Origin of the sequence: Marinobacterium iners DSM 11526 (assembly GCF_900107855.1) — a bacterium.
Classification (GTDB): Bacteria; Pseudomonadota; Gammaproteobacteria; order Pseudomonadales; family Balneatricaceae; genus Marinobacterium; species Marinobacterium iners.
In genome coordinates this window covers 63,691-88,538 of the sequence record NZ_FNRJ01000004.1, presented here as the reverse complement: position 1 = coordinate 88,538, position 24,848 = coordinate 63,691, and the positions used below count along the sequence as shown (strand labels likewise).

General features: G+C 51.5%; 18 protein-coding genes. 3 read left to right on the top strand and 15 right to left on the bottom strand.

Features of this window, described 5'->3' with window-relative positions; all coding sequences use genetic code 11:
• Positions 1-29: 29 nt before the first annotated feature.
• The gene (locus tag BLV48_RS06360) at positions 30-863 is read right to left on the bottom strand and encodes a hypothetical protein (RefSeq protein ID WP_091824771.1); all 834 of its coding nucleotides are present in this window, start codon (positions 861-863) and stop codon (positions 30-32) included.
• Positions 864-1,049: 186 nt separating this feature from the next.
• Between BLV48_RS06360 and rfaH the strand changes: the two genes are divergently transcribed.
• Positions 1,050-1,535 (top strand): transcription/translation regulatory transformer protein RfaH, encoded by a 486-nt coding sequence (rfaH, locus tag BLV48_RS06355; protein ID WP_091824768.1) that lies wholly within the window; start codon positions 1,050-1,052, stop codon positions 1,533-1,535.
• A gap of 40 nt (positions 1,536-1,575) precedes the next feature.
• Here rfaH and BLV48_RS06350 read toward each other — a convergent pair whose 3' ends face one another.
• From BLV48_RS06350 to BLV48_RS06315, 8 genes are read right to left on the bottom strand one after another with little or no spacing between them, the layout of a single operon-like run.
• A complete protein-coding gene (locus BLV48_RS06350; protein WP_091824766.1) occupies positions 1,576-2,124 on the bottom strand; it encodes a YaeQ family protein in 549 nt (182 codons plus the stop codon).
• Between the two features lie 52 nt (positions 2,125-2,176).
• Positions 2,177-2,965 (bottom strand): response regulator transcription factor, encoded by a 789-nt coding sequence (locus BLV48_RS06345; RefSeq protein ID WP_091824763.1) that lies wholly within the window; start codon positions 2,963-2,965, stop codon positions 2,177-2,179.
• Positions 2,907-4,823 carry a sensor histidine kinase gene (locus tag BLV48_RS06340; protein ID WP_091824760.1) on the bottom strand — a complete coding sequence of 639 codons (1,917 nt, stop codon included), beginning with the start codon at positions 4,821-4,823 and terminating at the stop codon, positions 2,907-2,909. Before BLV48_RS06340 ends, BLV48_RS06345 begins: the two co-directional genes overlap by 59 nt.
• A complete protein-coding gene (locus BLV48_RS06335) occupies positions 4,823-6,934 on the bottom strand; it encodes a site-2 protease family protein (RefSeq protein WP_217632962.1) in 2,112 nt (703 codons plus the stop codon). The genes BLV48_RS06340 and BLV48_RS06335 overlap by 1 nt, the downstream gene beginning before the upstream one ends.
• Entirely contained in the window at positions 6,928-8,268 is a 1,341-nt protein-coding gene (locus BLV48_RS06330) for an efflux RND transporter periplasmic adaptor subunit (RefSeq protein WP_091824757.1), read from the bottom strand. Before BLV48_RS06330 ends, BLV48_RS06335 begins: the two co-directional genes overlap by 7 nt.
• Before the next feature lie 9 nt (positions 8,269-8,277).
• Positions 8,278-16,068, bottom strand: a complete 7,791-nt coding sequence (locus tag BLV48_RS06325; protein WP_091824754.1) for a DUF4347 domain-containing protein — start codon at positions 16,066-16,068, stop codon at positions 8,278-8,280.
• Between the two features lie 48 nt (positions 16,069-16,116).
• Positions 16,117-16,857, bottom strand: a complete 741-nt coding sequence (locus BLV48_RS06320) for an efflux RND transporter periplasmic adaptor subunit (RefSeq protein ID WP_091824751.1) — start codon at positions 16,855-16,857, stop codon at positions 16,117-16,119.
• Complete coding sequence (locus tag BLV48_RS06315) at positions 16,857-18,413, bottom strand: TolC family protein (RefSeq protein ID WP_091825119.1); 1,557 nt, start codon at positions 18,411-18,413, stop codon at positions 16,857-16,859. Before BLV48_RS06315 ends, BLV48_RS06320 begins: the two co-directional genes overlap by 1 nt.
• A gap of 223 nt (positions 18,414-18,636) precedes the next feature.
• Between BLV48_RS06315 and BLV48_RS06310 the strand changes: the two genes are divergently transcribed.
• A complete protein-coding gene (locus BLV48_RS06310; RefSeq protein WP_091824748.1) occupies positions 18,637-19,974 on the top strand; it encodes a magnesium transporter in 1,338 nt (445 codons plus the stop codon).
• A gap of 3 nt (positions 19,975-19,977) precedes the next feature.
• On the opposite strand, the gene BLV48_RS06305 is transcribed toward BLV48_RS06310, so the two are convergent.
• The gene (locus BLV48_RS06305) at positions 19,978-20,538 is read right to left on the bottom strand and encodes a DUF1285 domain-containing protein (RefSeq protein ID WP_091824745.1); all 561 of its coding nucleotides are present in this window, start codon (positions 20,536-20,538) and stop codon (positions 19,978-19,980) included.
• 102 nt (positions 20,539-20,640) lie between these two features.
• Between BLV48_RS06305 and BLV48_RS06300 the strand changes: the two genes are divergently transcribed.
• Positions 20,641-21,603, top strand: coding sequence for a methylenetetrahydrofolate reductase (locus BLV48_RS06300; protein ID WP_091824742.1), 963 nt, complete (start codon positions 20,641-20,643; stop codon positions 21,601-21,603).
• Here BLV48_RS06300 and BLV48_RS06295 read toward each other — a convergent pair.
• Genes BLV48_RS06295 through BLV48_RS06275 form a run of 5 tightly spaced genes read right to left on the bottom strand, consistent with a single transcriptional unit; the run spans position 21,594 to position 24,847 of the window.
• Positions 21,594-22,343, bottom strand: coding sequence for a retropepsin-like aspartic protease family protein (locus BLV48_RS06295; RefSeq protein ID WP_091824740.1), 750 nt, complete (start codon positions 22,341-22,343; stop codon positions 21,594-21,596). The genes BLV48_RS06300 and BLV48_RS06295 overlap by 10 nt on opposite strands.
• A gap of 19 nt (positions 22,344-22,362) precedes the next feature.
• A complete protein-coding gene (locus BLV48_RS06290; RefSeq protein ID WP_091824737.1) occupies positions 22,363-22,737 on the bottom strand; it encodes a translation initiation factor Sui1 in 375 nt (124 codons plus the stop codon).
• A gap of 58 nt (positions 22,738-22,795) precedes the next feature.
• Positions 22,796-24,112, bottom strand: coding sequence for a deoxyguanosinetriphosphate triphosphohydrolase (locus BLV48_RS06285; RefSeq protein WP_091824734.1), 1,317 nt, complete (start codon positions 24,110-24,112; stop codon positions 22,796-22,798).
• A gap of 7 nt (positions 24,113-24,119) precedes the next feature.
• Positions 24,120-24,530 carry a type IV pilin protein gene (locus BLV48_RS06280; protein WP_091824731.1) on the bottom strand — a complete coding sequence of 137 codons (411 nt, stop codon included), beginning with the start codon at positions 24,528-24,530 and terminating at the stop codon, positions 24,120-24,122.
• On the bottom strand, positions 24,527-24,847 hold the full coding sequence (locus tag BLV48_RS06275) for a hypothetical protein (RefSeq protein ID WP_091824728.1): 321 nt from the start codon (positions 24,845-24,847) through the stop codon (positions 24,527-24,529). Before BLV48_RS06275 ends, BLV48_RS06280 begins: the two co-directional genes overlap by 4 nt.
• Position 24,848 lies beyond the last annotated feature (1 nt).

Below are 24,848 nucleotides of genomic sequence, written 5' to 3'. Positions count from 1 at the left end.
CTCACCTCATGAAAGTCAGGTCAGAGTCATTACTGCTGCATGAGGGCTTGTTGCAACGCCTTGATTTCTTCCTGCTGCTGAAGTGTATAAAGAGTCAGCTCTTCGACTTTTTTCAGGAGTTTGACCTGAAATTCCGTCATGTTCAGGCCGCTCTCTCCTACCTCATCCGCCGAAGGGATGTCTGGCAAGTGACGATTTGAAGCGACGAAATCCTGCAATTCTTCCAGGGGCATTAAACGGTATTGTGGGTTGAACACATAATCAGGGAAAGTGGACGCTGGAGTACCCGCTGTAAGTGACCCGGCCAGCCGTACGTTACCGGTTGAATCCACTGTCAGGAGACTCTGGCCATCCAAGGCAATCTGAAGCCCTGATTCATTGGCAGACACATCCCACACCGCCGCCGGAAAGCCACCTGTTCCTGACTGCTCAAGCCTGAGTACAGGGGAGTTGGATCGTACAACATGCAAAGCAGCATCTGGTTGGTCTGTGCCAATCCCAACATCACCGCTTTGGCCAACAAAGAGACTATAGCTGGGCGCGCCCCCCATCATCGTAAAGATTTCACTTGAATTGGTCAGATCTTCTATTGAAAAGCGATTGCGGCCACCATTAGTCGTATCATTTGCTGTCAGTTGCCAATCGACCTTGGGGAAGCTGGCCGAAGAGCTCGTGTCATCGAACGTGATTCGAAGGTTGTTCTCTTTCAGCTGAATCGTCGAATACCCAAACTCAGGCGTACTCGTGCAGTCAAAGCCTACACATTGACTGCCTTGTACAACGGTATCCTGTGAAATGACCTCGACTGCAACTGCTTGAGTTGCAAAGATAAACGCGCCCAGTACAAGGAGTTTCTTTTTCATGATCAGTTTTCCCGTGCAATTCTGAACTCAACGACCAGACGGTTCATCCATCCATGGCCACTCTATGCAGTACAATACACATAACATGTTTAAAAAACGAACAAAAAACAACCGCTTTCAATCATTTGTTTAACGCTGATTATATGCATAAATTCTTATATAAAATCTGTACTGTCGAGGCTGCACATGAACGCTGATTATCGGTGGTACGTGGTCCGGTCAAAGCCCGGACAGACCAAGCGAGCGGTTCAGGAGCTCCAAAACCAGGGCTTTGAAGTATTTTGTCCGAGCATAACAGTTGATCACATACGCGCGGGCAAGAAAGTCACCTGTGTTGAACCTCTGTTTCCCGGGTACCTTTTCATTGAGCTGTCAGAACTGACCAGCAACTGGCGCCCCATTCGCTCCACACGAGGAGTCGCGCAGATTCTGACTTTCGGTGACAAGCCCGCAGTAGTACCTGATGACGTGGTCGAAAATCTGCGTACACAGGTTCAGGCTCGGAGCGAGCTGCGGCCACAACAGCCTGTTCGAATTGAAGACGGCCCTCTCAGCCACCTGAACGCTGTATTTCTGGAATATGATGGCGAAAAGCGGGCATTCCTGTTACTGGAAATGCTGGGGCGCTGGCAAAAGCTGTCATTACCGCTGGGGACATTCGGGCCAGTGTAAGATCCTAAAGATAGCTGTACACCTGAAGCTTATCGATTGATCAAAGTGCTGGTAGCCACACTTTGGGTTCAATAGTAACTTCACCGTGGTCACCACTGATCCAAACCTGTCCATCCTGAATGGTGCAGTTCAGATGCATGCCGCGCTCAGCCAGCGCGGCGAGTGCATCACTCTGCTCTGGTGGAATACGCAGCACTTCGAGGTTATCAAAACGGCCAATCTGACCCTGCAACCCCGACCACCAGGGGTTTACCGCCTGGTCAGTTCCATACACCAGCAGTAAAACCTGCTTGGATCGGTTACACGCCTTGCGGATACGCTTTTCACTGGGCAAACCGGTATCGATCCACAGTTCGATCTCATCAGAGTAGCTTTTCCGCCACAAATCCGGTTCGTCATCGACACACAGGCCACGGGTGAACTCCAGTCGTTCATCGGCGCGCAGCATGAATGCCAACAACCGCACCATCATGCGCAGGTCGGTTTCAGAGGGGTGTCGTGCCAGAGTATGGCTGTAATCGGCATAATGGTGCCGATCCATGTCTGCAATCTGCAGATGAGCTTTGAATACGGTTGCGTTTTGGGCCATTCCAGCTTAATCCATAAAGAACACAGAGAGTATAGCGCTTATAAAGCCAACCTCAACGTATTTGATCTGCCGAATGGTGTAATTCTATTTTTTCCTTGAAAATATACCCCTTGCCACGAATTGCCTTGATTGGGCTAGCATTAAAACTGTCCAATAATTTTGTGCGCAAACGGCTGATGATTTTTTCCAGCCGACGCTCATCATAAAGCATGAAATCTTCTCCGAGTGCACGAATCAGATGTGCACGTGACACATGAGACGGCTGAGATGTGGCCAGCTCTACCAGTAACACTGTTTCAGAAGCCGTCAGTTCAAGTACAGCTGTATGATGGGGGGAGTACAGCTTTTGCCCTATGACATGAAGTCTCCATACTTTTAGCGCTGCCTTTCGTATCCCTATACGACGAAGCAAAGCACCCAGCTGGGCCAACAGCTCATCAAATTCAAAAGGCTTTGTAATATATGCATCAGCACCGATAGATAGGCCATCAATACGATCTTTTAATTCACTACGCGCCGTCAGCATAATAATGCCAATTTCATCTTGACGACTGATTTCTTGAGCCAACTCCATGCCATCCATATCAGGAAGACCCAAATCAAGAATCAATGTGTCGTATTTTTTATCAGCATGGGATTTTTTAAAACCTGCTGCAGTACGAAATGAATCAGCCTTATAACCTTCATCAACCAAAAGATTATGCAATTCATCCCTAAGAGCATCATTATCTTCAAGAATAGCAATTTGATATTCTTTCATATTGACTCCCTTGTCAGCATAATCATAAGCAACAGGTAAAAATAGTGCCATTACTTCCAGAATCAACCACCAGATCAGCACCGTGCTCTTCCATTATCTGTCTTGTCACGTATAAACCAAGTCCAAGTCCTGGAACAGACGCGCGTTCGTCTGCACGAAAGAACTGCTCATACATATGCTTCTGGACATGTTCATTCAAACCAGGTCCGTAGTCCTGAACGCTCCAATATAGTCCGTGTTTTCCTTCGCGAACAATTATATCAACAGGCGAATCAAGTGGGCTGTACTTTAATGCGTTATCTATTAGATTCCGCATTACAATATGCATGGCACCCTCTGAAACTCGATATGAACCTATCATCTTAGAGGATGGATACCAAAACTTTATTCTTTTTTTATCGTGGTCATCAAAGCTTTTTATAACACTCCAGGTTAGTTCAATTATGTCATATTCTGTGCCAGTATTTTTACCTGATCGTACTTTGATGAGGCTCATACCCAACAGCTCATTCGCTCTTTTAACTGAATTTCGAATATGAGTATAGCGTATACCATTATAGTCGTCTTTTTCTGTACGATCATTTTTCCGGATTAAAGCTTGTGTAGCCGAATCAATAACAGCCAGCGGAGTTCTGATCTCATGGGAGAGCATGGCCAGAAAGGTTTGATCACGCTCTCTCTGCAGACGTTCTGCGGATGCATCACGCGCGGCCAAGTAAGCCGCTCTTCGTGCCTCTTCAACAACCGATTCCGACTTTCGGATTGAGCACATTATGACAAAGTGCAACGTTAGCTGAAAAGAAAATATCATTACTGGTGGGATAAAGGATTTCAAGCCACTAGCGCCTATAACACCATTCACATACATGGAGTTCACGAATGTGAAAAAACCAAATACAATAAAACCAGAAAATCTATATTTCTTCTCTGTATCAAATTCATTCCAGTTTGGTAATACTATGGCAGACACAGCCACAGGAAAAAGAGCAACAAACCAATTCAAATAGCTCATAACCTCAACAAACCTTCCCGTCAAAGTCATATAGATACCATAACAGCAATGGAGTATTCCAAACAGGAAGAGCAGATCCACTAAAGCCCTGCCCTTGAAGTAAAAATCAATCAGTCTATAAAAGAACAAAAATGCCACAATGGCAGTAACCATTATCCCAATTTTGAAAACCGTGTTATGCTCAGTACTGTCCAGGCTGGGAAAAATTATATCACCGAGCCCCACTGACAAAAGAATGGTTACAATAATTCCAATTTCATATAGAAAAAAACTAAGAAAAAGAGAGCTTTTGAGCCAAATACTGTTTATCAGGTTAATAATCAACATCGTGAATAGAACGCCAATTAAGGCACCTTCAAGTATCACGTTTAAATCTATAAATTCAATTATTTCAGCCTCAGGGATCATCTTCAAAAGCATCAAAGATGTACTGGTAGTTTTAAGCCGAAAATACAGATCGAAACTACCAACAGGGAAATCCATTTCGACGATATGATGTCGATTATGCAAGTCATGTTCCGGATCAGTGACCTGATCACCCGCGGCCAGGTGTTCAATTAGCTCGCCCTTATGCAAAACAAAAATATCAACCTGGTCCAGATATGAGGGGGTGATGGATATTCCCCATACGCTGGATGCTTCTTCAGGCCTTGATATTTTTGTGTACCCCCATACAGCGGAACGGATATACCCCTCACTAATGGCGTCACGTGTTGGCAGAAATTTTCCCTGGGCGTTTAAAGCAATGGCACCTTCAAGGGTAAGTGACTCTGAGGGATCTTTGTAAACGCTGATTTGCCCTTGGTCAAAAACAATTTTTTCATGGCCCAACGTGACGATTTGTTGGATATCGGCAACAGCGAATCCCCAATAAAACAGGATAAAAAGCAGCACACAGCTTTTTTGAATCAACTGTCTGGCTCGCATTAGAAACCAGACTCTCGAATGGCGATTGCAGCCAGTCGCTCTACATTACTCCACAACCAGCTTCTGGGGCTTCCTTCTAATATCAACACTCCAGGTTCACGAACGTTAACTGTATAAGACGGCTCTTGCTCTGTCAGTCTCAGGCTAACGCGATAGTGAGATTCTTCAGGTATCAACCTTTCTTCGGCCTGGCGTACTGCAATCGGCCCACCTGATAAAGAGCCAAGTTCGGGGAAAGGCAGTGCTGATACTGCGCTGAGGTCTATTTTCTCAATCACAACCGGCAGCGCTCTGCGTTGACCTGTACTGCTTACAAAGATTCCGGTGGTATTCTCGGTTACCAGATCAAGCTCGCGCTCGCTCAAAAGACCTTCTACCCTAAGTTCGGATGACGCCACAATTGTCATCAAATATTGACCTTCCCCAACCCATTGCCCAGGTTGAAGTGTATCCATATCCGATATACGCCCCTGGATTGGAGCCATTACCGCCAGCCGCAACTGCCGTGCCTGTAAACGCTGCATTTGAGCCTGCAGCTGTCTTAGGCGTTCGCGGTTGATATGTTGCTCGGCCTTATCCTCAACGGAGCTTGCCAATCTGGATAGCCGTAGCTCTGCCAATTGAAGTTCTTCCTGTACCAGCTGTATGCTGTTTTCCAACTCAGGGGCATACAGTTGAAGTAGCACACTCCCCTGGTTCGTATCATGTCCAGGTGCTGTATTAAGTGTCTTTACCTGCGCGGACTCTGGTGCAAACACATAATGGATTTTGTCTGATTTTATAACAGCGGGCACAGCCACCTCTGAAGTTACGGGTAGAAGCCCTGCTGCCAGTGCCATGACAGGGATACTCCATAACACAATTCTTACTGGCGTGAAGCTGAAGTTTTTCCAGCGATCTCGCCAAACTTTAAGCTCTTTAACAATGGGCATAACGATAAACCATATAATCTCCACAACAAATAACAGAATGCCGAGCACCTTAAAAAAGAAGTGATACACCAGCAGTGCTATACCCAGAAAGAGAAAAAATCGATATATCCATGTAAACCACGCATATACAATTAGAGTACGTGTTTTGGAAAGAGTAAGGGGCTCTGGCAGTGGATCATTTATCCCCCACAACCACTGGCGCAGTTTCCATCGCCCCAACGCAAAAGAGCGCTGCTGAAGATTTTCAACTCCAATCAGGTCCGAGAAGGCATAGTAGCCATCGAAGCGTAAGAACGGGCTGATGTTGACCAGTAACGATGTAACCCAACTGGTTGTCGCGACAAAAAAAGCAGCGCTACGCAGGGCACCATCAGGCAATACACCCCATAAGCAGCTGGCAAGCATGGCAAGATAAAGCTCTGTTCTTACCCCCGCCGTAACAATCCTGAGCCGATCTCTGCGGGATCGCAACTTCCACGCATCGGTTGTATCGGTATAAAGTACCGGAAACATGACCAGAAAAGCCACACCCATCGATGCAACCCGACACCCCAGACGACGCGATACAAGCGCATGCCCTAATTCATGTGCACTTTTAACCATCACCAGGGTAATTGCATACAGGAGCATCCCCTCAAAGCTGAAAAAGTGCAGAAAAGTACCTGCAAAGGTATCCCACTGTCGGATTATGAGGAAAAGTCCTATAACACCTGCCAACATGACACACTTTTCCATGGTCCCCGAAAGCAGCCATTGGATATGCGGCATGATTTTAGACAAAAAGGGATCTGGCCGTACCAGTGGTATGCGTATGAAAAGGTAGTTATGCAGCATCCAGTTCCAGATGCTTTTTCTGTTTTGAATTTTCTGGCGATGGAAATAAGCCGATGCCGACTCTGATCGTGCCAGGACAAGGTTGTTGGCAATCAGGAAATCTGCAAATGCACGAATTTCCTCGGGGTCATAGTGAAGCCCCTGTTCATTCAGCGATGCTGCCATTTCTGTCGGCGTAACGCCTGGCTGCCAATGGCGTATCAACTCCAGAGCAGGCCTTACAAGGCTAAAATAGCGGTTGCGCACCCGATCATGCAACAGCCACCTGGGTGCACCATCTTCATCATGTGCACCGGGCATAAGCTTAAGGTTTTGCCTTAATACAGGTAATCGCGCTTCTACCATCCTATCCACTGCCTGAGGCTTGTAAGCGGCCGCCGGAATAAATAGAAGAAAAGGCTTACGCGCTCGCCGTAAATTTTTGCTGTTCCTTTCAGGCCAATACGGGGCAACATTTGATTATCGCCGGTTAAGTCTGCAATCAAACGATAGGCAACTTCCTGAGTTGCGGTCGAGCGGGGCTCATATGCTGCATGACGCAAGACGGCAGACCACGCATGTATCGGATCATTATCGAGAAACACTTTTATATCAGCTCCCGGCGACAATACGATTGAGTCCTTTACCGGCAGCATGATCTCCAGTTCAATTTGCTCCGGGTCAGCAACCAACATGATGCGTTCGCCAACCTTGACTGGCCTGCCCCGCCATTCCATAGGGTCATCAAGTACGGCAACACCCGCAATTTCAGAACGAATATGCGTTTTTTCCAGCCGATCGCGAGCATGCTCCCATTGCAGAGCCTGCAACTTTACCTGTGCCTCCAGCTCTGCCAGGCGTGCTTTCTGACGCGGGTCCATAAAGCCGCTTTGCTGAACCGTTTTCAACTCAGCCTGGGCCAACAGAAATGATTGCCGAGCAATGGATGCCTCGCTGCTTAACTCTCCCTCTTCCAGCTGAGCCAATACATCGCCCTGCTGAATTTCCTGATTGGGCTGTACTTGTATGTACTCAATCACACCATCAAGCGGAGCCGCAACCACATGCGGCCTGGATGGAATGACCTGAACAGGGGCCAGGGTGCTCAAACGTACGGGAATGGCCATCAAGACAGCCAACGCGACTGCAACTCCCATAACAACCTTACGCTGCTTTAGGCGAGGCCACAGGCGCCGCAGAGGCTGGTGACGCTTGAGTGCAAATATGGCATGTCCAGCACTGTTGCCGATATGTTGGCAAATGCCTTTTTCCATTTCTGACCAGTCCTGCTCACGAAACAGCAGCAAAACACCGATTGCTTCACTGTCTTTTGCTTCTATCAGCAGGGGTTGCCAAAGCAGATAATCAGGAGCGCCAAACTCTTTCCATTCATTGGCAAGATCTGCGTCTACATCTGACCGGCGAACCGTTCTTTGCACGACACCCTGTTCATGCGAAAGAAGCGCTTTATTCAAGCGCTCAATCCAGCTGATAAAGGGCGATGTGTAATCAACGGCAGGAAGGTCAGACACCGCCTCCACTCTAGGCCGCTGGAGTTTTTCATCAACAAGCAAAATTGCCTGTGTGTATGGCACACAGGCATGCGTTTGGTTGACCAGCGTATAAAACAACTGCGCAAGGTCTGATGCCTTGCGCAGTTGTTGCTCCAACCCAAGCAGGGCCGCAACAGTATCGCTCACGAAGTCTCCTTAGACAGACTGTAATAACGCCATAAGCCTTGCTCCATACTGATCACGGGCCACCAGCTCGGCTTCCAGCTGCTCCGACAAGGGAACAAAGCTGACCTCTGCTTCTGCATCCGGCTGCGTTTCTTTCAGTTTTTTCAGCAGCTCTTCCAGATCCAGTTTGAGCTCAAGCACGCGAACCTGACCATCCGCACCGATCGCCTGCACGCGGATAATCACTTCTTTCTGACCCGCGGGTGCATTGTTGATGGTGACTGTACCTGTGGCAGGGTCAAGGCTGATCCAGTCAGGCAAGCGCGTACCATCACCCAACGTGCCACTGTACACCTGACTTGAGGCGTTGGGGCTTGTATCTTCGATATCAATAACGATCTCGGCATCAGCCGTTTGACTGATACTTGCCACCGCCAGCGACACAACACCGAATGCTTCTTTCTGTGCATCACTGAAGATCACTTCACCCGAATCGGTTACAACAACATCAACCGAGGCTTTCAGGTTGATTCTGCCATCGGCCGTGCGGGTTTCAGTGACCAAAGCCCCTGCTTCAGACAGTACAATCCTTTCTTCGCCGGTGTCTCCCGATGGCTGTTCCTGTTGTGGTGTACCATTGTCTCCCGCGGTACCTTCTGCCTCGCCGGTGCCAGCACCACCTGCCACAAAGCCCTCGGTGTTGCCCTTCATGAACCCGCTGTCACCCGTCGGATCAGAACTTCCTCCATTGCTGACAAGACCTGTCGGCATGGGAGTGAAGCCTGTATCGATGGACTGTGTATCGTTTTCTGGTGCAGGTGGCTCAGAGCTATCACCCTTGTCATTGGTGTTACCGTCGTCCGTAATGACAGCCGTTACGGTCAACTCGAACGTCCGCTGAACAAAAGCACCTTCTGCGTCAGTAGCAGTCAGTATGATGTTAAAGATACCAGACTGCTGCGCTGCACCGCTGATGATGCCCGTCACGCTGTCGTACACAAGACCATCAGGTAAGCCCTGGATCTCAAGGCTGGTCCGCTCTCGACTGAGTGTGCTGTCCTTGTCATCGAAGAGTACGCTGATATCGAGCTGATACTCTTCACCCATCTGAACCGTTGTTTCTTCGCGCGTCAGCTCAACAAAGGTTACTTCAGGTGTATCGTTGGTTCCTACAATCGTAAACGTCAGTTGATCAGAGTGGCTGGCCCCCCGCTCGTCTGTCGCAGTGACCGTGTAACTGAACGTGATTCGATCGCCCTCATTAAGGAAGTCCAGATCAAGTGTACCGGCGTCAAACTCCCAGGCAATCTGACCATTATTGGCCGCACCCTTAACGCCGGTGCTGAAGGCGCTTGTCAGCTGAGCAGCCAAACCTGCAGGCAGCTCTGCAACTTCCGACCCATCATTGCGTACCCAGACAATATCATTGTTCGCATCATAGTTAACGTTGATGAGCACGTTGTTTTTGTCTGCGTCACTAAAGGTCACAGTGCCCGTTTGCGCCAACAACTGGTTCTCGGCATCTGTCGCTTCAATGAAGTCAGCTGCAGACGACACGTTTACGACAGGCGCATCGTTTGTTCCGTGGATGGTAAAGGTCAGGGTGTCGGATGAGGCTCCACCCGATGAGTCAGTAACAGTGATCCTGTAACTGAACCGGATGGTTTCTCCAGCCGCCAGGAAGTCAAGATCAGCCGCCGATACGTTATAGTTCCAAGCAACCGAGCCCTGTCCTGCCAGACCCGTTCCCTTGACCGCCAAACCGCTCCAAAGGCGATCGGAAAGCCCTGCGTCAAGCGTACCTCCGCTCCAGGACATATCACGATTGCTGCTGCTGTCGATTCTGAGCCGGTCGTTGGTATCAACATCATTGAAGAATACGCTGCCGGATTGGGAGAGGCTCTGCGCACTGGCATCTCCGCTTTCAACAAAGTCAGAGGCTTTCGTAACCTGAATCTCAGGCAGGTCGTTAGTCCCGCGGATCGTGAACAGCAATGTTTGAGAAGTCGCGGTACCGGTCAGGTCTGTCGCAACGATATCGTAGCTGAACGTGATCGTTTCACCTTCTGCCAGGAAATCCAGGCTTACAGCGGAAACATCATAGTTCCAACCGACATTGCCCGGGGCGTTAAGACCCGTACCCGTAACCGACAAACCATCTTTCAGCTGGGTAGCCAGCGATGATGACAGCGTGCCATGGCTCCAGACCACATCATCTTTAACGTTTGAGCTGATTTCAATCCGGTCATTCGTGTCCGCATCATCAAATGTTACGGTTCCGCTCTGCGTCAACGATTGAGCCGAAGCATCTCCGTCTTCGGTGAAGTCAGACGCCTGAGTGACCTGAATGGTCGGGGCATCATTTGTGCCATTAATGACAAAGGTCAATGTAGTCGTATCAGTCGCGTCCGACGCATCCGTCACGGTGACGTCATAACTGAACGTGATCGTTTCATTTACTGACAGGAAGTCCAGATCCACATCCGACACGCTGAACGTCCAGTCCACACTTCCGGGCGCACTCAGATCGGTTCCTGACAAGCTCAACCCGGTCCAAAGAGCACTGATCAGCCCTGAAGGCAAAGCGCCATCACTCCAGACCATATCGTCATTTTCGATAGACAGGACATCAATCAGGTCATCGGTATCGACATCATCGAAACGGAGACTGCCGGTTACCAGAATATCCTGTGCAGAACCATCCGCTGCTTCATCCGTTTCATCTGCTGTGGGCGTGTCCACTACCGGTGCATCATTGGACCCGCGAATCGTGATCGACAGCACAGCCTGATCAAACAGATCGGTTGAGTCCTTGACTGAGTAGTTGAAGTGCTCAGTCAGCGTATCGCCTGCTGCCAAAGCCTGCACTGCCGCATTGGTCTCATCAAGGGTGTAGGTGTAATTGCCGCTCTCATCCATCACGATTTGACCGTAGGAGCCGCTGAGCGTGAAGTTGCCCGAATGAGTTGCTTCAACGCCAAACCCTTCCAGGTCACCTGTTCTCAGCGTTGCAATCGTCAGTGTATCGCCACTGTTCTGATCCGAGTCATTGGTCAGCACATTGCCGGATACCGGCGCTGTGGAAGGCGTTGCGTTGTCAACGCCACCGGCTTCGGTAATCTCGCTTGTGTCGTTGACCGCAACCGGAGCAACAGCACCCAACTGAATCGCTTTGCCTTCAGACGTTGCCGTTTCATTGTTACCCATATCATCCGTGTAGGATGCCTGCACCCTAACTTGATGCCCGCCTTCGTTGGCGGTCACCTGGTAGGTGCTGTAGGTTGCTCCTGAAATGTTGCTCCAGGTTGAGCCACCATCGGTTGATACCTGCCACTGGTACTGCGGATCTGCATCAGTGAGGCCGTCCGCGTCAGTGAGTGTAGAAGACAGAATGCCGCCAACGGTCTGAGGACCGGAAACGGATATGACACCCGCATCATCAACATCAGCGACAGCAATCGCATCTGACACCGGGCTTTCAAAAACGCCACTGTCATCGGTGTAGAACGACTGCACGCGTACCTGCTTGCCCGCTTCGGCTTGTGTCAGCTGCAGTGTCGCGGCCTGCGATTCCGGACGTGCGATATCTTTCCAGGTAACTCCGTTATCCGATGAAACCTGCCACTGGTAACTCGGTGTGCCTGTCAAACCATTATCATCAGTCGTGGAGGCTGTGAGCGTGTGTCCTTGGGTGGCCGTACCCGTAACAGTGACCACACCGGCATCGTTGGCGCTGTAAGCGGCTACATCCTGGTCATCACTGGCAGAAGCATCATTCAGGTAAAGCGTGAAGGATGTTGCTTTAGTGCTGCCACCATCAACTTCCGTGCCTTTGATCACAATATTGAGATAGGCATAACCACCCGGCGGGTTACCGTTCAAAGTCAGGTTGCCCGTACCGTCCTGAGCCAGTGTCAGACCAAAATCCGAAGCCGGTGTTTCAACACCGTTCTCGTCCACAATCACCGCTGTGTAGTCAATACCATCCACGCGAGGCACGCCTGAATTGGTCTCATAACCGGTTAACACACCGTCAGGGTCACTGAAGGGGGCCGCAAACGTCAGGCCAAGCTGAGTACCAGCGGTTATCGTCTGGTCATCCAGCGGTGCCGTTGCCAGAACAATGGGGTCATTCGGGTTGGCAACTTGCAGCGTCAAGGACAAGGGGTTGGATGTTACGGGAGAACCTCCATCATCAACCGTTGCCGTTACAACGATATCAAGATCAGTTGTGCCGTCTGGCGGGTTGCCCGAAAAGGTTCCGGTTGCAGTGTCAAAAATCAGCCAGCTTGGCAGGCTTCCGCCACCATTCGGTTCAGCTGCATAGGTAACGGTGCTATTTGCCGGCGCTTCAATATCAAAAGCATTGGCTGGCAATGTATAGCTACCCTCACCGGCGCCATCAATCAGCAAGCCTGTCACACCTGAGGCGTTTGGAGTTGCAGTAACTGCCGGTGTGCTATCAACCGAGTTGTAAACTGTCAGCTGGAATTCAGTAGACGCACTGGCCTGGGAGTAACCTGGCTGCTTATCGTCTGTGGCTACAATCCTGATAATCCGATCCTGAATCGAACCATCTCCTGACAACTGGCCGTTATTGGCATCAAATACAAGATCTGGCGCTTGACTGACATCAATAGCGGTTGCAACACCTGTTACCGGATCGATGATAAAGGCTGAATAACTTAACCCATCAGGGCTATCGGTATCTGCAAACGTATCAACCGGAACCTGCAGCGTCCACGGCGCTGCCTGCGCATCAATCGATGCCCAGTTCATCTCATTGACAACAACAGGGGCCTGGTTATTGGCCGTGTCAGTCAACGCCAGCGTAAAGGCGCTTGTCGCTTGAGCTGCACCGTCATTGGCACGAATCTCAATGGTCAGATCCTTGTCTGCCCATGTGGCACTAGGATCGCCGCTCAGCGTCCGTGAGACCGCATCAAAAGTGAGCCAGTCAGTTGCACTGCCGTCAGCCGTGTTAACACCTGTGACCTCATAAGGTGTTACCGTCACGCCATCAACTTCAGTTACCCATGCGCTGTACGTCAGCCCTGTACCTTCGGCGTCTGTAAAGGTGTTGGCCGGCACCTGCCAGGTCCAGGTTCCATCACCGGTGAAGCTTTGCCCGGGCAATGCATTCACAAGCAGGGGCGTATCATTCACGCCGTTAAGAGTGATGGTGAAGTCCTGCAGCGCAACCCCACCATCGCCATCACTGACCTTGAACTGGAACGTATCAGTGACAACCTGGCCTTCGCGCAAGGCGTTGATTGCATCCCACTTGTCCGGCGTATAGGTCCAGGTATTGTTATCGGTGGTATCCAGTACCAAGGTGCCGTAGCGACCTGATAGTTCCCAAATACCTGAGCCTGTGGAGGTTTCAGTACCACCTCGAATCACCAGCGCCAGCAAAGCTGCATCGGTTTCGATATCACTAACCTGCAACTGGCCTGTCAGCACATCACCTGGTTGAACTGTCAAATCTCCAATGACAGCATCAACATCACTGGTTTCTGTCAGGCTGGTGCTGTTTTCCGCACTGTCGAAAACAGGAATATCGTTCACCGACGTAACCGATATGGACAGTGTACGTGTCTGCGAACTCAGACCACCTTCAGGGGTCGCCTGAGTGGTATCGTATGTCACACGGCTACCATCGGTTGTGCCGGCACCTTGCCCTGCCCTTGTCTGGTCAACGCCTTTCAGGCTCAGAGCATCCGGAGTTCCGTTGTAATCAGCAGCAGGGTTGAAGCGAATACGCGTATCGGCTGCCAGCAAGAGCGCGTCGCTCTCACTCACAGTACCAATATCATGCCAAGTAGAGCTTCCCGCTACCTGGTACTCCCACACACCATCGGTGGCGTCACCCGCGAGCGGATTGGAAGTGATAAACACGCCACCAAGGGTGTCACCGTTATCAACATCCGAGAACAACGAGCCGAACAGCTGGGATACCGTGCGCCCGTCGTTGATGGCCTGATCTTCCAGAATGGTCGGCAACTGTGCATCACCTGCCAGTGAAGACGGGTCGTTTACCGGCGTTACGGTCAACGCCATGGTGTCACTTTCAGTCACGCCATTAATGTTGCGTGTTGAAAGCGTAACGGTCTTGGAGGTTGTTGGGTTATCTGAGGTGTTTTGGTACATCACCTGAAGCGCCAGGTTCGACAGTACCTGGTCAGTAACAGCCGCTTCCTCGACGCGAATATTGTCGATGTACATCGACGCACCCGCCAACGTTCCACCCGTGCGGTCAAATGTACCGGATACAAACACAAAGCTGTAATTGCCGTCAGTCGGTACCGATACAAACTCGGTACCTGATCCACGTGTGCCATAGTCTGCAAATACCAGCTGTGCTACACCGGTATCGGCATTCATCAAATAGGCAACAACATGATAGTCATCGTTGATATTGTTAGCCTGCCAATCAAACTGCAGTACCATGCCTTTTTCGGCTGCAAAAACATCACTGAAAGCTGCAGGCCCATGTACCACACCGTAACCTGTCGTGGTCATGCGTGACTCTTCAAGCCTCAGCCTGCCCCCGTCTATCTGTACGACAGGGCTGTCATATGTGCCGTAAGTGGTACTTGATGGATGACGATCATTATCGTCTCGACCCGGTGTCTGGGACGGATAATATTGTGAGCCAGGCTCAGGAATGGTCCAGGTTTTGCCGTTACTGAACGTAAACTTGGTAGCACCCAAGTCTACATGCCCGGTATAGGCATTCCAGCCTTCGCTGAATACCCTGGAAAAATCACCATTTGTTACCGGGTTTGTACCAGGGATGGTCGCGTTGTCAAAATTGATCTGCAGTGCCCGACCACCCTGTCCGTTAAGGTAGTTGTCTATTGTGCCAATTTTAAGCAAGGCATTACCGGCTCCCTGGCCGATATAGACAGTGCTGCCCTGCACCGACACCTGGTCTTTAACCGTCGGGCTATTCGAGCTGTTCAGACGCAGAATATCCTCAACTTGCTTGCCACCGGTCACTTCAAACCGAACATAGCCTGTACCATAGTTGTCGCCATTGCTGAGTGTGACGCCACTCCCCAAGGCTATTTCACCTTGCTGTTCGGTATAGGTTTGGTCGGACCAGCCTGCAATGGTCAATATATGGCTGTAACCGTCAACGGCCTGGCTTGTAGTCTCGATTGCACCAGCACTGGCTTCCAGCTCCCAATCACCACCCTGCTCCTGTGCCCCCGTCAGGTCAGTTGAAGCCGCCACATCAGCGTCAGTCAGCTCAGCAATTTGATCAATAAATGCCTGGCCTTCGCTGTCTGCACCGACCGAGCAGCCGTACAGCATCAGGTCACCATCTTCTGAAAGACTTTGCCCAAGCTCAGCAAGCAGTTGCGCGTTGTCACTCAGATTGCTTTCATCAAGCGTAACCGTGCCCAGCTGCAAGGTACCGACATCACCATGGCTGTACAGGTGAATTGCATCAATACCTCTCTCCCCCTGCAGGGTGGCAAGCATTTGCTCCAGACCGTTTTGGTCAGCATCAAGCAAAAAGACTTCGACATCTTCACCAAGCCCTTCAACCAACGCCTGATAGTCTTCTACCCCTTTATCAACAAATGCCACTTCGCGACGATTGCCACTGTCACTCGACGTGGGTGCAGGAGCTGCAAAATGGACACTCTGCTCGGCCGACTCACTGTGTACTGCCTCATCCTGAAACGCCACATCCGTTGTCATTTCAGCCGTCGTTGCAACCGCCGCACCATCAAGGAGGATGCGCGGTTCCAGCGCAGTAATCAGGGGTTTACGACGAAAGCGGACTGGGCTTGAGTTCTGCTTGTTCATATTTTTATCCCTTCATGGACGGGGCCGACAAAGTGTCGCCGGTATTTTTTATTGAGATACAGGTGCAGCAAATACAGCGGTTGCACTCATTCCCGGAATTAGATTTGGATTATTCTGCAACGAGACTCGCAGCAAGACGGTTTGGCTGACCGCATCAATTGCTGGACTGACCGCCGCAATCGCGCCTTCTGCACTCACAGGCGGCTCATCAATACTGAAGTGGACCGACATTCCGGCCTCAAGCCACGTCAGCCAGGCAGCAGGTACGACCACCTCTGCCTCCAGCTGCTGATCTGCGACCACTTCAATTAATTCTTGCTGCTGGCGGATGTTTTCATGCGCCCGTGTCAACACGCTGACAACACGACCATCCCATGGCGCCCTGATTTCGCATCGATCCGTATTCAAATCAGCAATTTTCAATTCAGCCAGTGCCTGGGCGTACTCAGACTGTGCAAGCGCCACGTCCATCTCACCGATGGAGTTCAATGCACTTAATTCACGTGCATTGTCCCGCTTGATACGCGCCGCTCTGACCTCTGCCGCCACCCTGGACTTTTGAGCTTCATACAAAGCACAGTCCAGCCCCACGACTACATCGCCTTTGGAGAATCGTTCTCCCACCTTGAAAGGCAAGCTGGCAACGCGGGCAGCCAGCTCACCGGACAGAATAGCTCGATGCGGAGCCGTGATTACGGCCCGCGCTTCAAAGGTCTGAGCTGCCGCAAGGGGTGACAGCAGCCAAGTCAAACAGGTGGCAACAACACCCGTCGACAGCTTTACTTGCATCAAATCACCTTATCTTCGGATGTGTCGCTTTTCGTTTCAGCGGACACCTGAGCACCCGTTTCAGGCTGCTCGGATTGCCACGCACTGAAGCGTTCCCCAATCTGCTGGCTCAGTGACTCCAACGAGTAAGTAGCGTAGTCCTCCGGCAGCAAATCCATGCCCATGCTGACGTACATGCGGCCATAGCTGTTCTGCAGATCGGCATAGGCCACATCACGCCGCAGTTCAGCCAGCAGGGTATTCAGTGACTCGCGAATGAGGTCAAGCTTGGAAGTACGTTTCAGCTGGGCAGCATTGCGTGTTTGATCACCGATACGTTCAGCTACGCTCAAGTAGTCCCCGGCAAGATCAAAGCTTTTCATCGCTTCCTGGTAACGAATGCGTGCCAAGTGAACCTGAGTCAATACAGCCATCGAAGCAGCCAAACGCTGCTCTTCCGCGAGCGCTTCACGGGTTTTGGCCATGCGGCGCTCGGCACCCACTTTGAACACATCAAACAGATTCCAGCTTATTTGTGCGCCAAAACTGGTCCAGTCCTGATGCAGCACATAGTCACTGCTGTCGTTGTAAACACCCGCAGTCAGGTTGATTCCCGGAAGCATGTCGATGATGGCTGCACGAGCCTCTGCTGCCGAGATACGCTTCTGGTAATGGGTTTCAATCAGCTCAGGGCGCTGCTGCAGGGCAAGCTCTTCCATTTTGTCCACTGGCATTGACAGCTGAGGCACAGTGAAGTCGGGTGCCTGAACATCGGCCAGGTCAAACTGCGTGCCTGGCTTGAGGCCCATCAGACCTGCCAGTTCGGTTTTTGCACCCATCAAGTCCTGGCGCAAAGACTGCAGGGCACGCAGAACATCAAGCAGCTCGCGCTGGTAATACAGTGCCTCCAACGGCGGCAGCAAGCGCTGGCTTTCAACCTTCTGCGAGTCTCGCAGGGCACCGGAGGCTTCATTAATCAACGGATTGATTTTGCCAAGGAGACGCTCAGCAGACACCGCACGCCAGTATGCTGCGCGAACATCCTGCGTGATGTTATGCAGAACTTTACGCTCACGCTCTTTGCTGATCAGATAACGGTCGGCATGCTGCCCCGCGCGAACATAGGAAAGACCGAAATCGAGCACATTCCAGGCAAAGGCCACATCATACGTGCCCCTTTCTTTATCCTGGGACACAGAGTAACTGCCACTTGCTGGCGTCAGTTCGCCGGTAACGGGATCAAGGGTAGCGCTCTGCGAGGCTGCATATTCATCACGCTTGGAATACCCTGCCGATGCAGTCAGACTGGGCAGCATCTCGTGTGAAACCAGATCAATTTGGCCCTGGGCCAAAGCCGCTTCCAGTGCTTTCAGCTTTCTATCGCGATTATTTACAACAGCCCGAGCGATTGCTTCATCAAGAGAAATAGCGCTTTCAACAGCCACGTCCTGGGTCAGCAACTCAAGGTCCGATTGGGCAGTGGTCGCAAGCTGTTCAGTGGAAATGCTGTTCGGTGTAACAGAACAGCCAGTGATGGCCAAAGCAAGTGAAGTGGCTAGCAGAGTCTTTTTAAACATTATACGTCTGTCCTTTACGCCGAGCTGAAGAAAACGAGTGTTTGTTTTTATAGCAGATATACAAAGTGGAAAGCTGACCAAAGCTGACATCTGTTTGTTATTTTTTTGCGACAGATCAAAAACTACCCAAACCACCCCGAAATCAGCGCCGATTACCCAAACAGAAGCAATCAGGTTAAGATCCGCATGAGTTTCCTGCGCATAGAAATAAGGCTTACGCCCCATGAGTGACGACATCAGCCAGCACATAGACCAGATGATCCGCCACGATGACAACCCCGGCGGACAGCCTCTGCCTGAGTCATTTGAAGCGCTGGAACCGGATCAGATCGCGCTGCTGCTGGAATCACTGCCACTGGATGCACGTCAGCATGCCTGGGAGCATGTACCGGCAGAGCTGCATGCAGATGTACTGGTCGCCATGCGTGGCGAGGCACGCGAGAGTCTGCTGCGTCACTTTGACAGTGCCACTCTGGATCAACTGATTTCGGACCTGGATGCCGAAACGCTGATAGAGCTGGCCGAGTCTCTGCCTGAAGAGGTGGTGGATATCGCGCTGGCACGCATGGATGACAAACAGCGCACGCATTATGAACAGAGCGCCCGTTACGACGACAACGCCATTGGGCGCTATGTTGACCATGAACTGCTGATACTGCCGCATAACAGCCGCGTACGAGATGCTCAACGACTGCTGCGGCGTGCGGTGCCCGAATATACCGAACACCTCTGGCTGGTGGACCGCACTGGCCGCTATACCGGTGCGGTTCCGATCACCGCCCTGTTCAGCGCGGCCTCACACCTGCCGCTGACAGAGCTGTGCGATTCTGATCTGGAGCCACTTCAGGCCGAAACCGAGCTAAAAGAGGCCGCCGACCGCTTTGAACTGGCGGCCGTAGCCGCACTGCCGGTGGTGGGTGACAACGGCCTGCTGTTGGGTCGCATGCCGCAGCGCCTGAGCACAGAAATTCTGCATGAAACCTACGAAGCCCAGTTGATGGCTACAGCGGGCCTTAATGAGGAAGAAGACCTTTTTGCGCCGGTAATGCGCAGTTCACGCCGCCGCGCAACCTGGCTGGGCATCAACCTGCTCACCGCCTTTCTGGCCTCCTGGACCATTGGCCTGTTTGAAGGCACGCTGGAGCAGATCGTGGCTCTGGCCGTACTGATGCCTGTCGTGGCTTCAATGGGCGGCATCGCCGGCAGCCAGACGCTGACATTGATTATTCGCGGCCTGGCACTGGGGCAGATCACCACCGCCAACATGATGCCACTGCTGAAAAAGGAGCTCAGTGTAGGCGGCCTGAACGGTGTGCTGTGGGCACTGGTCATAGGGGTGGTGGCGTCGGTGTGGTTCAGCAGCGCCGCCATTGGTGTCGTCATTGCGCTGGCGATTGTGATCAACATCGCCGCTGCCGCGCTATCGGGCGTCCTGATCCCGGTGGTACTCGAACGCTTCAAGATCGACCCGGCCCTGTCAGGCTCGGTCATCCTGACCACCGTGACCGATGTGGTGGGCTTTGTGGCTTTTCTGGGACTGGGAACGCTGCTGCTGTTGTAACCGCTACGACAGCTTGCCCAGACTGAACACCTCACCGGCACTGTCCAGCACCAGCTCGGTACTGCGCCCGTGCTCTACCATGCGGGCCTGTTCCACCAACTGATAAAACAGATTGCGCGCCAGCTTACCTTCCATGCCGAAGCGAATCATCAGATAAGGTGAGGGCTCGCCGGTTTTCGCATCGGTCTCGACCCGTATCGGGTGCTCAGCATCGGCCCGTACCCGGTCGCCAGTGGACGTGGTAAAGATCAACTCCGGCCCGTCATCTCCCACTTGATGCTCCACCTGGGTGACCCAAAAAGGCACATCATCCACCTGTATGCCGACCTTCTCGACCGGTGTTTTCAGAAAATACTTGTCCCCCTCCCGCCAGAGCACACGTGCAAACATCCTGACCATCGCCTCGCGCCCAATGGGAGAGCCCTCGTAAAACCAGCGCCCATCCGCCGCGATTCGCATATCAATATCACCACAGAACGCCGGGTTCCACTTTTCCAGCGGCGGAATCTCAGCCTCGCCTTTCAGTTGCGAGCTCAGCTGTGCGGGGTCAAACGTTGTACTCATGAAGATGCCTCACAGAGTCTGCAGAAGATTTCATCATCCTCTTCACTAAAATGAATATAATTCACAAAACAATCAAGACCAACCGGATAATGGAAAGCCACCATGAGCGATACCCTGCAACATAAATTTGCCGACCCTCACCGCAGCGTCTGTTTTGTGGGCACCACCCCACCCAAGGCCAGCACCGAGGAGATGCAGATGCAGGAGATCGCCGAACGCCTGCTGGCCAGGCTGGACACACTGGAGTATGACGGCCTGATCGTCTACGACATCCAGGACGAGAGCAGCCGCATTGACACGCCGCGCCCCTTTCCCTACATGGAAACCCGTGACCCGCGTGACTATTCACGCCTGCTCAGCCAGAAAAGCGGCAAACCGATTATCACCTACAAAAGCGTTGCCCAGCGTGACCGCGCCGATTTTGAACACTGGCTGGAACAAAGCTGGAATGAGTACGGTGTGCGCAACCTGGTACTGGTGGGCAGCCCCTCATCTGAAGGCGACATCAAGCTGTCACTGAGCGAGGCCTATACCGCCCTGCAGGAACACCAGCACCCGTTTCATCTGGGCGGTGTGACCATCGCCGAACGCCACGCGGTAAAAGGCAACGAGCACGAACGCCTGCTGGGCAAGATGAGTAACGGCTGTGAATTTTTTGTATCGCAGGCTGTATACAATGCACAGGCCACCATCGACCTGCTCACCTCCTATGCCCGCAGTTGCAAGGAAAAGGGCCTGACACCACAGCGGATCATTCTGACATTCACCCCCTGCGGCAGTGCCAAAACGCTGGAGTTTATGCAGTGGCTGGGCATCTCGGTTCCCGAAGCCACCCGCTACCGCATTCTGGATGCGGAAAAGCCGCTGGCGGAATCGATACGTATCTGCCAGAACAACCTGGAACAGATTCTGGATGCCTGCCTGCCGCTGGGCCTGCCGTTGGGGTTGAATATAGAAAGCCTGACCAACCGCAAAGCCGAAATCGATGCCTCAATCCAGCTGTATCAGCTGCTCAAGGCTACCCTCGACCTGCGACTGGCCGAACGGCACCTGGCTCAGGGCTGAGTAGGCTCATCCTGTTTAGCTACAGACGTGGTTTGTGACTCTTCCAATCGCGCCTGTAGCTTCTCCAGATTTCGACGCGCCGTATCGTATTTATCTCTTTCCCAAATAACCACTGCACGCTCAAAATCAATGTCGTATTTTACCGAACGGAGAAAATCCATTCCCAGCAGACCATCATATCGACCAGGCTGCTCATGTTCGATAACACTGGCAGAGACCGACTGCAACTTGTAAGGGCCCACTTCAAACCGGTCAAGTGTCACCTTTCGAGTTTCAATAATCGCCCCGCCGGCAACCTGTGCCCTTCCGCCCTTGCTCGTCCCTACACCAAGCCCACGTAACGCATCATCGTGAATAATCGTAGAGGTCGCGCCAGTATCGAGAATCAGACTTAAGGTGGTATTCCGGCGCCCAACCGTCACCTTGACAGGCACCATCACACTATTACCCTTGATTTCAACCGAAGTTTCCAGCTGACGCATGTATTCACGCATCGAATCAATCTGACCTTCAATTGACTCATCACCTGTACCATCAGCACTTGGCAGCTGGGCAGTTTCCACCTTGTTATTCACCTGATGGCTTTGTTTCACCACAATGTCATCACGGTACTGTGGAGGTATCTGACTTTTCCGGTCCACATAAATTTTGCGTCCGTCTTCATTGACGTAGTGATAAACCTCAGCAAAAACTGGCTGAGCTGAAAGACACATACCCAATAAAAAAATACACTTTTTCATCCCTGTACTCTCCTGACTATCAGCCGCCTGAAAGTTTCACCTTATAGCCTTCAGCTTCCAAAGCCTGCCTCAACACTTCACGATGATCGCCCTGAATTTCGATCACCCCCTCTTTTATCGCCCCGCCTGTACCGCAACGCTGCTTCAGTCGTTTTGCCAACACTTTTAACTCTGCACTGGTAAGCGGGACACCTCTGATAGTCGTAACCCCCTTACCCTTTCGACCTTTTGTTTCGCGACGAATACGAACCACGCCATCAAGTGTAGCCAAACGTTCAGCTTCGCTCAGCTCGTCACACCTGCATTGCCCTTTCGCCTCGCCACAATCCGGACAGTGCTGACCACTTTCAGTTGAATATACCAAGCCACCGAGTTGGTCACGTAAACTAGCCATAGCGTACTAATACCCTGAATACTGATTCTGATCTAAAAACCAAACTCTATTATGGCGCTTAAAGCCCAACCCCACCAATTTGGCGGGCAAGATAACTCGCATAGTTATCAGTCATGCCTGAGATAAAATCCAGTGCTCTGCGGTAGCTATCGTAAAGCGGCCAATCAGCCTCAGGGGCATGTATGCCCATCAAACTGATAATCTTCTGGCTGCGATACCCCAACCCGCCACGGCCTTTGCAGTTTTGCTCATATACCGCTTCCATGAATGCGTCCAACAGAATACCCAGAGTCGTATAAGCGCCCACTTCAAGCTCAGCCTTGCGCGTATCGGGGAACACCCGCTCACGCGCCACACGTTTGGCAGTGCTGATCCCCTCCCGCACCAAAGGGTCACCATCCAACAATAATTCACCGCTATACGCACCCGCCATGATCGCCTCATAACGTTGTACAAACACCTGCACTACCGAGTTGACCATATTCTCCATTGCCTTACCCCGTAAGGCAGAAATCTTGCGACGGGCTGATGCCTGAGACGCAAAGATGGCATCATCAAATTCAAGATCGCCACACAACAGCAATAGAATCTGTTTTACATCTTCAAAACCGAGAATATGTAACTCTATGGCGTCTTCGAGATCAAGGATGGCATAGCAGATATCGTCCGCTGCTTCCAACAGGTAGGCCAACGGGTGGCGGCACCAGCGCCCCTCCCCCTGAGAAACCAAACCAAGGTCACGCCCCAGGGCATTTAGAATTTCATGTTCAGAGCAGAACGCACTGAACTTACCTCGCCAGCCTGCATGTTCTACACCCCAAGGGTACTTCAATAGCGTGCCCAGCGTCGGGAAGGTTAAACGCAGCCCACCATCAAAAAGATGGTTTTCAATGCGTGTGACCACCCTGAAGCCCTGTGCATTACCTTCAAACACCTGTAGATCCATCTGCTCAAGCTCAGACAGAGGCTCTAAACGCTGGTCATCCTGATGGCGACTGAACCAGTCACGAATGGCATATTCACCGGCATGACCGAAAGGCGGGTTACCAATATCATGCGCCAGGCAGGCCGACTGGACAATCATGCCCAAATCATGCGGAGTAACCCAGGGTGGTAACTCATCCGCGATCAGCTCACCTACTCGGATACCCAGGCTGCGGCCAAGGCTGCCGACCTCCATCGAGTGCGTCAGGCGGGTATGAATATGGTCGTTGAGGGCAAAAGGATGTACCTGCGTCTTGCGGCCAAGACGACGGAAGGCGCTTGAAAAAATGATCCGGTCGTGGTCTTTATGGAAATGCGAACGCCCGACTTCATCGGGCGTCAGCTCTGCATGACCGTAGCGCTGGGTTGTTAACAACTGCGCCCATTGCATCACAGGATCACCAACAATCGTTGACACTTCCTGATGTAACGGCCTTCACCCCGGCCTGATTCACGGACAGGGTCCCACAGCGGTCACCTGCCATGATCCCCTTGGGAACAGCTTGCAAAGTGTAGTTCTGTGCATCCACATTTTGCAGCTGCAAATCATAGAACTTGGTATTGCCATCCCTTGGTGCCTCATTAAAGGGCAGCACAGGTGCATTGGCCGCAGCATCAACATACCGACCGTTTGCTGTGTAGTACCGTTCCATAAACTGGGCCAACTGCACAAGGTTAGCCCGCGCATCGGAACGTCGCGAGTCTTCGACGTAGCGCTGATATGCAGGATAGGCAATGGCTGCCAATATCCCGACTATCGCGACTACAATCATGAGCTCGATCAGAGTGAAACCGAACATTTTTTTCATTGCATAACCTTATAGATGACGTCCAACTTTAACGTGCTATCTGGATTGACGGAGTACAGTACTTCATCCCCTTTTTTTAATTGAATTTCATCTTGTTCAATCCACTCATCAACCGGCTGACCTTTGACATAGCCTTTCTCGGTCTCATCATTGATTAAGTAACGTTTACCATCAATCACAACAGTCTGAGCAGAAGTAGAGTAACCATCAACGATTGAGCGCTCAAGTTGCTCATCTCTCAATTCCGCTTGTACATCGGCAGGTGTAAGCCATCCCAAAAAAAGCACCGTCGTTAGTATCAGTTTAAAAAAATTCATG

Bases quoted from the DNA above. Each gene is read 5' to 3' on its own strand.
- BLV48_RS06300 (WP_091824742.1), top strand. From the start codon at position 20,641: ATGAGCGATACCCTGCAACATAAATTTGCCGACCCTCACCGCAGCGTC.
- BLV48_RS06325 (WP_091824754.1), bottom strand. From the start codon at position 16,068: ATGAACAAGCAGAACTCAAGCCCAGTCCGCTTTCGTCGTAAACCCCTG.
- BLV48_RS06275 (WP_091824728.1), bottom strand. From the start codon at position 24,847: ATGAATTTTTTTAAACTGATACTAACGACGGTGCTTTTTTTGGGATGG.
- BLV48_RS06310 (WP_091824748.1), top strand. From the start codon at position 18,637: ATGAGTGACGACATCAGCCAGCACATAGACCAGATGATCCGCCACGAT.
- BLV48_RS06335 (WP_217632962.1), bottom strand. From the start codon at position 6,934: ATGGTAGAAGCGCGATTACCTGTATTAAGGCAAAACCTTAAGCTTATG.
- BLV48_RS06315 (WP_091825119.1), bottom strand. From the start codon at position 18,413: ATGTTTAAAAAGACTCTGCTAGCCACTTCACTTGCTTTGGCCATCACT.
- BLV48_RS06320 (WP_091824751.1), bottom strand. From the start codon at position 16,857: ATGCAAGTAAAGCTGTCGACGGGTGTTGTTGCCACCTGTTTGACTTGG.
- rfaH (WP_091824768.1), top strand. From the start codon at position 1,050: ATGAACGCTGATTATCGGTGGTACGTGGTCCGGTCAAAGCCCGGACAG.
- BLV48_RS06290 (WP_091824737.1), bottom strand. From the start codon at position 22,737: ATGGCTAGTTTACGTGACCAACTCGGTGGCTTGGTATATTCAACTGAA.
- BLV48_RS06360 (WP_091824771.1), bottom strand. From the start codon at position 863: ATGAAAAAGAAACTCCTTGTACTGGGCGCGTTTATCTTTGCAACTCAA.
- BLV48_RS06280 (WP_091824731.1), bottom strand. From the start codon at position 24,530: ATGAAAAAAATGTTCGGTTTCACTCTGATCGAGCTCATGATTGTAGTC.
- BLV48_RS06340 (WP_091824760.1), bottom strand. From the start codon at position 4,823: ATGCGAGCCAGACAGTTGATTCAAAAAAGCTGTGTGCTGCTTTTTATC.
- BLV48_RS06285 (WP_091824734.1), bottom strand. From the start codon at position 24,112: ATGCAATGGGCGCAGTTGTTAACAACCCAGCGCTACGGTCATGCAGAG.
- BLV48_RS06350 (WP_091824766.1), bottom strand. From the start codon at position 2,124: ATGGCCCAAAACGCAACCGTATTCAAAGCTCATCTGCAGATTGCAGAC.
- BLV48_RS06305 (WP_091824745.1), bottom strand. From the start codon at position 20,538: ATGAGTACAACGTTTGACCCCGCACAGCTGAGCTCGCAACTGAAAGGC.
- BLV48_RS06295 (WP_091824740.1), bottom strand. From the start codon at position 22,343: ATGAAAAAGTGTATTTTTTTATTGGGTATGTGTCTTTCAGCTCAGCCA.